An 8,052-nucleotide genomic window follows, 5' to 3' on the forward strand; every position below is an offset into this window, starting at 1 on the left:
AAGGCGGGGGATGCGGATGTGGCGGGTGAGCCAACTATGCCGCTAGCTTTGCGAGAGGGTTTGACCCCCTTGTGCGGAAGGTTAAGTGCAACGGCATGCAGTCGGGGGGATTGCCCATGCATGAAGGCCTGACACAGTTTATAGACAGAGCGAAGGACCCGTCGCAAAAGTCGCCTGCTGGCAGCGACGCAAATGTTCTTTATTTTATTATCGATCAAGGGCGTCAGCCTGATGCATTAGAGCGCTTATACGGCATTGGTCAGTCCTGGAGCCCGGAGTATCTGCTGGGCAATACTGAGTACAGCCACTTGGCTGCATCCGGCCCTCTTTGGTTTAGCGCCGAAAAGGGGAGTGAGCTGGCCGTGCTGGGTATGCATTTATGCAAGGAAAAACATGCTGGAATCATTATCAGTGCGGATGATGGTCAGCGCGCTTTTGCACATGCCCAGTGGTTAATAAAGGTCAATGATGGCTCTGGCGGGCAAAGCTTGGCGACTTATTATTTGCCGAGTTTCTGGGCTGCTCTGGCTTCGGCAGTTAGTGATACACAACGCGCTGAGCTAATGGGGCCTTGGCACAGTGTTTACAGCTCAGTGCCTGGTTATCTCGACTCCCAAAGTGATCATTGGCTGAGCTGGCATCGTGAGGCGCCCGAAAGCGCTCAACCGTCAATAGAACCACCGCTTTTTAGTTTGCCGCAGAAAGTTATGCCTATCTATCGGACCTTGCGCTGGGTTTATTGGATCGATGAAGTGTATCCGGCATTTGGATCACCCACTGAACAACAGCTTCCACAGGTAATCGACAACCTTGAACTGTTGGTACAGCAAGGGATCTACCAGGGTCGTCATCTAGTGCAGCTACCAGAACTGGTTTCAGGCCCGGCAGTGAACGGGCGAGCCGAGATCATGGCGATATTGCAGAGTCGCAGTGAAGCCTTTGTTAAGATCGAACACCTCAAGGCATTGAGCGCCGCTTCCTAATCCAGCTGAATGGAATCACTCATGGAAAATACTTCAAGCCCAGCGCAGGCTAAGCCTTCAATGCAGCAGCCAAATTCGGGTGATACGTCAGCTCAAGCATCGTCAGGCCAGGCGGCAGACACTCGAGATGTACTGCAACTTGATCCTCTACCGGAAGAGCTGCCGACCTGTGAGCAAAGCTTTGATCAAGAAGCTGCACATCCTTGTACAACGCGCTACGGCAGTATTATCTATGCCACAGACGAGCAGGCGTTCTGGCTAATTCCCGAGCGTGTCGCCTCGCTACTCAAAGAAGCTGAACATAAGCTCGGGCAACAAATCGCACCGACTAAAAGCCCTGATGAGCGCAAAAAAGGCTTGGACGAGAGCGGTCTGCTCGAGTACTTCATGGAGCCTGTACTGGCAAACTTCCTTGAAGGGGCACAGAAAGAAAGAATGCTGCAAATTGAGACCGAAGAGCCTCACTTGGAGGCGCGCTACATGCAAAAGCGTGCCTATGCACTGATGGACCCGCGTATGCGGGCAACCCCAACCTGGGATGAATATCAACGACTTGAGCCCCTGTACCGCGAGTGGGACTCATTGCGTGATCGCGCGCTTCAGATTGCTCAAAACCAAGGATACACCTACGAAAACGACCACCTTTTTACCCCTGAAGCCATGGAGGCCCGCAAGCGTGTAGAGAAGTATCTCAAAGCTCGGGATGCGCTACTCAGTCAGGGCGAGCTACCGGTTTATAGCCAAGATGAAATAGCCAAGCTGCTTGCGGAGAAAAAAACTCGTTTTGAGGATGCGATTGATTGCGCAGTTAATTGCCGTGCAAAGCTCGCTACCTATATGAGTTGGGTCGATAGCAACGAACAGGGTATTCAGTACAGCGAATATTTAGACGCGATTATCGCGGTTGCTGACTACGGGCTTGCATTGCCTGAGTTCGCCCTGGTCGATAGCGCCGCAGGGGCAGGCGTTGATAGTGGCGTGGCTGCATTCAAACAATACTTATCGCTTGAGCAGCGCTTGTTGCAAGTCACTCAGCGCATAAGTGACAAATACAACGCTTGGATCGAGGCCAGTGGTGAGAACACGCCAGCCCCGGCAGGCTTGGTTGACGCCGAGAGTTTAGAACGTAGCGTTCTGCTCGCAGAAAAATTGAGCTTGAAAACGCTTGCTGAACAGAATGTGGCGAGCATGCAGCCGCGCCGTCATTTGATATGGCAGCCTGATGACTTCAAACCCAAGCCCGTAGAGCGCTTGGTAAAAACCCATTTCCCCTTGCGCGAAGTCAGCTTTGCCGACGGTAAAAGTGTTCTCAGCCACTTTAGCCTCAAGGACATGGGCGATAATTTCAAAGCTGATGCCGCCAAGCTGCTAAGAGAATCTCCTTCGAAGTTACGCAGTTCGGTCAGTGGAGCGAGTTCAGTCGCTGAAGGGGCGCGGACTGAGTTTCAAGAATGGCTTCTTAGCCAAGGCGCAAAACAGCTAAAAGACCAAGCCGGTAATTGGTTTGACGCTGAAGGTTGGTTTGATATCGAGTTGTTTTATCAGCACCTGCAGGCGCAGCATTGGCAGGTAGCTATTTTGGATGATGCTGGCACCCGCGCCGATTGGGGCGAGCGCTTGCGCCAAGTACTATTCCGCCAAGATGCACGCGTTGCATTGCGTCTGTTTAATCAAAGCCCGCAGGCGCAGCTTATACGCTGCCTGACACCACCGCAGCCGAGTATTCATTCAGCCGCATCTGTTGCCACGCCCAACTTTACGATGGCGGACGGCTTTCAGGCCTTCGCCAGTGCAACCTTGGATATCGACTTGGCCCGGGGCGAGGTTGAGCTGCTCAAGGTCGATATACCTGAGCGCAGCGCTGCAACCGATTTCAAGCTGGCATATGTTGACTATAAAGGTATTAAGCAAGAGCTGAATTTGGGGCGGTTTTCGATCCATTGCAGCATTCTGGCGTGGGGCTACGCAGGGGCTTCACTGATGCTGGCCGGCAGCTTGCGCTTTGGGCCAGATAAATCCAGTCATGACCTGTTGCTTGATCCTTCCCAGCCAGGCACGCGTACGCCTGGCACCGTCAACAGCACTCATGTCAGCCAGCCTGTCTCGAGTGGTTCGGGCGGTATGCGTGTGGACGATGGGGTCAAGGCACAGTTCAATGTTTTCGCGGGGGTGCAAGCCGGTATCAAGATAACCGGTGCAGTCAATTGGGCACCGCCTGCGGGTCTGGCCGCATTGCGTAGCGTTCCACTAGCAGGGGCGGATGCAAGCACTGTAGCGCAAGATAATCAGTGGCTGAGTCTGGCGCGACTGGGGGCGAACCTGAGCATTGCGGCCGGTATAGGTGCCAAGGCCGAGTTGAGCATCTCGCTGCAAAATAACCGTTTGATCCTTACCATCAAAGCCGCCGTTATCGCCGGGCCGGGTGTGGATGGCGTATTCAGTTTTGAGGTCGGTTACCAAGCGGTTGCCGAGCTGATTAATATATTTCGCCGTGAACTGCGAGAAAATCATTACCGCCCATTAGGCTGGGTCACCAGTGACGCATTTGGGATGATGTCGATGCTCAACCTGCTTGCTGCAGTAGGGCTCGACATAAAAATGGTCTACATGATGGACATGGCTTTTTCCCTGTACGAAGCCCTGACGCGAGGGGGCAAAGGTGGGCCAATTGCACATGGCATCATGACTTATAGAAAGCCTGCAGAACTTGAGCGGTGGTTTGTCGAGGCTATTCCAGAAGCGCTGGGGCCGATGTTAATGACGCTGATTAGCCCGCCAGAGGCGTTTACAATTGAAGACAGTGAAGTGATTGACGGGCGTGTGCAGGTCAATAAAAAAGAATATTCGGAATCAGAGTGTAACTTGATCCAGCAACAGGCAATTGAACGAATTCTAGGATGGATTACAAGGCAAGCCCAAGCGACGGGAAAAGTAGCTGAAGCTCAGCGCCAATTCGAAGAAGCTTGCACGCGAATGAATCGGTTTGGTACTAAACCAGCAGATGCTGGCCAGATTTATTGCGAAAATCGTTTGGCATTAGATAATTTTATGGCTGAACGTGTTTTAAGTTTGGATGGGGCTAATAATAGAATGCGAGAAAGATATAAGCTTTCTGCTGCTGCACTAGGTGCATTGAAGGACGGCTTCTGCCAACGCAGCAGCTATTATGGCCGAACATTCATACCGGCAGGCCGAGCAGAATATATTGGGTCGTCTCAATGAGTTATATAAAAGTGAGTGCTATGTTTTTAAAGAAAATTATTTCGGCTGCTGCGTTGATGTTGGTTGTAGTGAATATGGCCTACGCGCAACTTGACCCAGAGCAGCAGGCGGCTAAAGAGCGTGGCATTACGCTGTTTAACCAATACAAACCAGCATACAGCGATTTACTGATAGCAGCCGAAGCGGGTGACTCAGAGGCGCAGTATTATCTTGCTGAAGATATACGTCTAGAACATCGGTACGTCACTAAAGAAGCCGCGAAATGGTACATCGCGGCTGCAAATCAAGGCGACTATTACGCAATGTTCAGGTTGTCGGATACGGATAGCGACCTTTGTAAGATAATGAATAATTGCCCAAAAGGCAGTAAAAGCGCTGCCGACTGGACAAGACTACTTTGGAAAACCGCAGAGCCTTTAGCAAAGGCTGGTGATGGTGAAGCGATGATGATTATGTATAACTCAACAGGTGAAATGGAATGGCTGAAAAAATCTGCTGAAGCAGGCTATGCGCGAGCACAATTATCTTTAGCGAATCGCTACTTGGAAGGCGAAGGTTTTTTCTTACCTTGGAACCGAAGCGCCGCTGTTAAAAAATGGCTCAAGGCTAGCTCTGAAGGGGGCAATCCTAAAGGGATGATGCAATATGCAGACACTCTCTATAATGATGGTCATGCCAAGGGCAAAGATATTGAGGAAGTGCGTCATTGGATGGCAGAAGCAAGTAAGCTGGGTTATGTTTCAGCTATTTCCAGTTACGGTGCGTACCTGGCTCATGAACCTGATGCGATAGGCTATCCACTTGATCGGGTTAAAGGATATGGCCTGTTATCACTGCTTAGAGTTTTAGACGGCGGTGGTAATATTCAAGTCTATTTAGATGATGTAATGCCTGAAATAGCCGCTAAGATGACGCCTGAAGAGTTAGAGCAAGCAAAGGTGTTTGCTGAAGAGTGGGAAAAAGCGCATCCACCCGTCTCGTTTTTCCCAGATAAGCTAGGGTTTTAATTTTTGTTAGACTTATTATGCAAGCGCTTATTCTTCAGTTTGTTACTCTCTGTATTTTCAGCAAGTGCCTACGCGCAACTTGACCCAGAGCAGCAAGCGGCTAAAGAGCGCGGCATTACGCTCTACAACCAATACAAGGCTATTTCAGTCGTGCCTTTTCTAACAGAGGCCGCTGAAGCGGGTGACCGCGAGTCTCAATATATCCTTGGGGAGGCGCTTCGTAAGAATAATCGATATATGACCAAGGAAGCTACGAAGTGGTATATCGCGGCTGCTAATCAAGGCGATTATTACGCAATGTTCAGGTTGTCAGGCACGGACAGTGATCTATGCGCGATAATGAAAAATTGTCCTGTTGGCACTAAATCTGCTGGCGATTGGCTGTTACAGCTTAGAAATACAGCTCGCCCACTGGCAGAGCAAGGTGATAGCGAGGCGATGAATATAATGTATAACGCCACTGCCGATATAGAATGGCTGAAAAAGTCTGCTGAAGCAGGTTATGCACCAGCACAGTGGTTGTTAGCAAATAGATACTTAGAGGGTAATGGTTTTTTCCTACCATGGAACCGAAGTGCCGCTGTTAAGAAATGGCTTAAGGCCAGTGCTGATGGGGGGGATCCGAAAGGTATAATGTAATATGTTTCAATGCTTTATGACGATGGGGATCTTAAAGCTGTGCGCTATTGGATAGCCAAAGCAGCTGAGACGGGTTTTGATGGCGCGATAACAAGTTATGGCGCCTACTTAGCTCATGAGCCTGACAAAGTCGGTTATCCTCTTGATCGTATAAAAGGCTACGGTTTGCTCTCACTTCTTCGAGTTTTAGATGGTGGTGGCAATAAACAAATATACCTTGATGAGGTCATGCCTAGAATCGCCGCCAAGATGACCCCTGAAGAGTTAGAACAAGCCAAGGTGTTTGCTGAAGAGTGGGAAAAAACTCATCCACCCGTCTCGTTTTTCCCTGATAAGCTAGGGTTTTAACTTTTGCTAAGTTTGTTATGTGTTTTTTATTGATTTATTGATAACAGACTTGTGTCTTAACGCCACAGTCAAAAGCCCATGGGTCAGAGGGGTAGCTGTCCCGGTTCAAAGAATCTCTGAATAACCACTCACGCCAAGGAATAGACATGAGCCTACGCCTCGACAGCCAGATGCTTGATCGCATCTATCTCCAAGGTACTTCCAACCATGCCAGTACCATGCGCTGGAGTTCAGCACTGTTGATATTCGGCCTGACTTTTTCTGGTTTGCGTGAACTCAATGAAGGCCAGGAGCTGCTGCTGACGATAATTGTCAGCGTTTCGATTGGTGTGTTGGTTTACTGGTTGAGTGGCCCGAAAGACCCGCTGCGCAGCGGCGATCCGAACATCGAGTTCCAGCGCAATGCCTTGCATCTGAAAATGCTGTGCGACAACCAACCCATCTGGCAGGAAAAACTACCACGTAAGCGAATTGTCTCGGTTGCGCCTTATCAGCAGCAAGGTTGGTTGTTTAACCGGGATCGTGGCCTAGTGGTCGAGGATTGCGAGGGCAGACAATTGCGTCTGGCGCTGAAGCTATCGATGTCAGAGTTGGAGCAATACAGTCAGACGCTCAAAACGTCTCTGGAACCATTGGGTTATTCGCTGGACAAGCTGCGCCGCTTTCAGCCCTGAGCACACAGTGGGACCAGGCTGTTGTAGCAGTCGATAGGAAGTACTGCTCGACACTCTGTAGCACCGCAAATTGCTACATCGCGACAAAGCGCCCCAAAAGCGGATGATCGCTTCCAACAGCTTTCGGCCGATTCTGTTGAAAAAGTCGGGTTACCCAAACGGTCTCACTAGTGACTGATGAAAACGCTTTTTCAGCGCGTCGCTATATGAAATCTGAGCCCGAAATCATCTGCCAGATTTTAGGATTTCAATCTCAAACGCCAACTTTTCCGCCGTGGTAACCAAGGCCGACTTTTTCAACAGAATCGACCGACTTCTATCCGTCATGACCTTGCTGCGTGCTTTTGAAATGGCGTGCTGTTTCTCATCTGGATGGCTGCTGTTGACCAGAATTGATCTGGGCGCGATTTGGTACGACTTACCGCAGCAAGAGCCACACTTGATCAAACGGTATGGAAACCGCTTTCATTCTGATTTCTTGCGCCGTGGCTTTACTTAAAAGAAAAAAGAAGTCTGACTGCAGCCGGATACCCCACTTCAGGGTATCCGGCTGCAGTCGATGGGGAAGGTCATTCTTGTCGGCAAGCCATGGCAGATGCCATTAGGTCTTTGACAAGTTGCTTTGGTGGCGCGCCGTGATGATTGTTGAACGCTTTCATTTCAGCGGGTGAATACGTCTTCTCAAGATTTTCGAACATACACGAGCAGATTGATTTCGATGCGCCGCCTTGCATGCAACCTGAAAGGAATTGCCCTCTGATTTTCGAGCTTTCGTCGGAGCATCCCGCCAATGCGATCAGGGCAATGACAGTCATAAGTGCGAGTCGCATGTTGGCTCCTAGGTTACTTGAGTACGATGGCTGCACCAGTGAACACACCTATAAACAGACCAACGACTTGCGGACCAAGCGCCCAAAAGACCTTGATCCAGATCAGGCTCAAGATGCCGCCATTGGTAAACACCGCATCGGGGTGAGCAAAGCGGCGTATGGCATCTCCGATAAGCGCACCACCCCAGCCCAGCGCCGAGCCCACTAGAGCCGCCATGGTTTTGGCGAATAAGCCAGCGCCAAGAACCATGGCTGAGGTGTTGAAGGTGACAGAGAAAATTGCGAGCGCCACTGCGGCGATGCCCCAGCCAATTACAGCAGGGCTGAAGCTAAAGGCCTCGGTTGCGTC

The 8,052-nt window shown here is 50.5% G+C and carries 8 protein-coding genes; 6 read left to right on the forward strand and 2 right to left on the reverse strand.

The window, feature by feature from the left end; translation table 11 throughout:
• Window positions 1-116 precede the first annotated feature (116 nt).
• From ACN0UH_RS19200 to ACN0UH_RS19225, 6 genes are all read left to right on the forward strand, one after another.
• Window positions 117-983 carry a DUF4123 domain-containing protein gene (locus ACN0UH_RS19200; protein ID WP_417663557.1) on the forward strand — a complete coding sequence of 289 codons (867 nt, stop codon included), beginning with the start codon at window positions 117-119 and terminating at the stop codon, window positions 981-983.
• Window positions 984-1,004: 21 nt separating this feature from the next.
• Window positions 1,005-4,205: a hypothetical protein gene (locus tag ACN0UH_RS19205; protein WP_417663558.1), complete on the forward strand. Its 3,201-nt coding sequence runs from the start codon at window positions 1,005-1,007 to the stop codon at window positions 4,203-4,205.
• A complete protein-coding gene (locus ACN0UH_RS19210; RefSeq protein WP_417663559.1) occupies window positions 4,202-5,212 on the forward strand; it encodes a tetratricopeptide repeat protein in 1,011 nt (336 codons plus the stop codon). Before ACN0UH_RS19205 ends, ACN0UH_RS19210 begins: the two co-directional genes overlap by 4 nt.
• 3 nt (window positions 5,213-5,215) lie before the next feature.
• Complete coding sequence (locus ACN0UH_RS19215) at window positions 5,216-5,851, forward strand: tetratricopeptide repeat protein (RefSeq protein ID WP_417663560.1); 636 nt, start codon at window positions 5,216-5,218, stop codon at window positions 5,849-5,851.
• Between the two features lie 9 nt (window positions 5,852-5,860).
• Window positions 5,861-6,199 carry a hypothetical protein gene (locus ACN0UH_RS19220; protein ID WP_417663561.1) on the forward strand — a complete coding sequence of 113 codons (339 nt, stop codon included), beginning with the start codon at window positions 5,861-5,863 and terminating at the stop codon, window positions 6,197-6,199.
• Between the two features lie 146 nt (window positions 6,200-6,345).
• Window positions 6,346-6,873, forward strand: a complete 528-nt coding sequence (locus ACN0UH_RS19225; protein ID WP_417663562.1) for a hypothetical protein — start codon at window positions 6,346-6,348, stop codon at window positions 6,871-6,873.
• 569 nt (window positions 6,874-7,442) lie between these two features.
• On the opposite strand, the gene ACN0UH_RS19230 is transcribed toward ACN0UH_RS19225, so the two are convergent.
• On the reverse strand, window positions 7,443-7,703 hold the full coding sequence (locus tag ACN0UH_RS19230) for a hypothetical protein (RefSeq protein WP_417663563.1): 261 nt from the start codon (window positions 7,701-7,703) through the stop codon (window positions 7,443-7,445).
• A 13-nt stretch (window positions 7,704-7,716) separates the two neighbouring features.
• A partial coding sequence (locus tag ACN0UH_RS19235) for a hypothetical protein (RefSeq protein ID WP_417663564.1) occupies window positions 7,717-8,052 on the reverse strand: 336 nt, incomplete at its 5' end.

The sequence above is a fragment of the Pseudomonas sp. genome, from assembly GCF_048265905.1.
In the GTDB taxonomy this organism is placed as follows: Bacteria; Pseudomonadota; Gammaproteobacteria; order Pseudomonadales; family Pseudomonadaceae; genus Aquipseudomonas.

Coding starts and splice junctions, on each gene's coding strand:
- ACN0UH_RS19200 (WP_417663557.1), top strand. CDS start 117: ATGCATGAAGGCCTGACACAGTTTATAGACAGAGCGAAGGACCCGTCG.
- ACN0UH_RS19205 (WP_417663558.1), top strand. CDS start 1,005: ATGGAAAATACTTCAAGCCCAGCGCAGGCTAAGCCTTCAATGCAGCAG.
- ACN0UH_RS19210 (WP_417663559.1), top strand. CDS start 4,202: ATGAGTTATATAAAAGTGAGTGCTATGTTTTTAAAGAAAATTATTTCG.
- ACN0UH_RS19220 (WP_417663561.1), top strand. CDS start 5,861: ATGCTTTATGACGATGGGGATCTTAAAGCTGTGCGCTATTGGATAGCC.
- ACN0UH_RS19225 (WP_417663562.1), top strand. CDS start 6,346: ATGAGCCTACGCCTCGACAGCCAGATGCTTGATCGCATCTATCTCCAA.
- ACN0UH_RS19230 (WP_417663563.1), bottom strand. CDS start 7,703: ATGCGACTCGCACTTATGACTGTCATTGCCCTGATCGCATTGGCGGGA.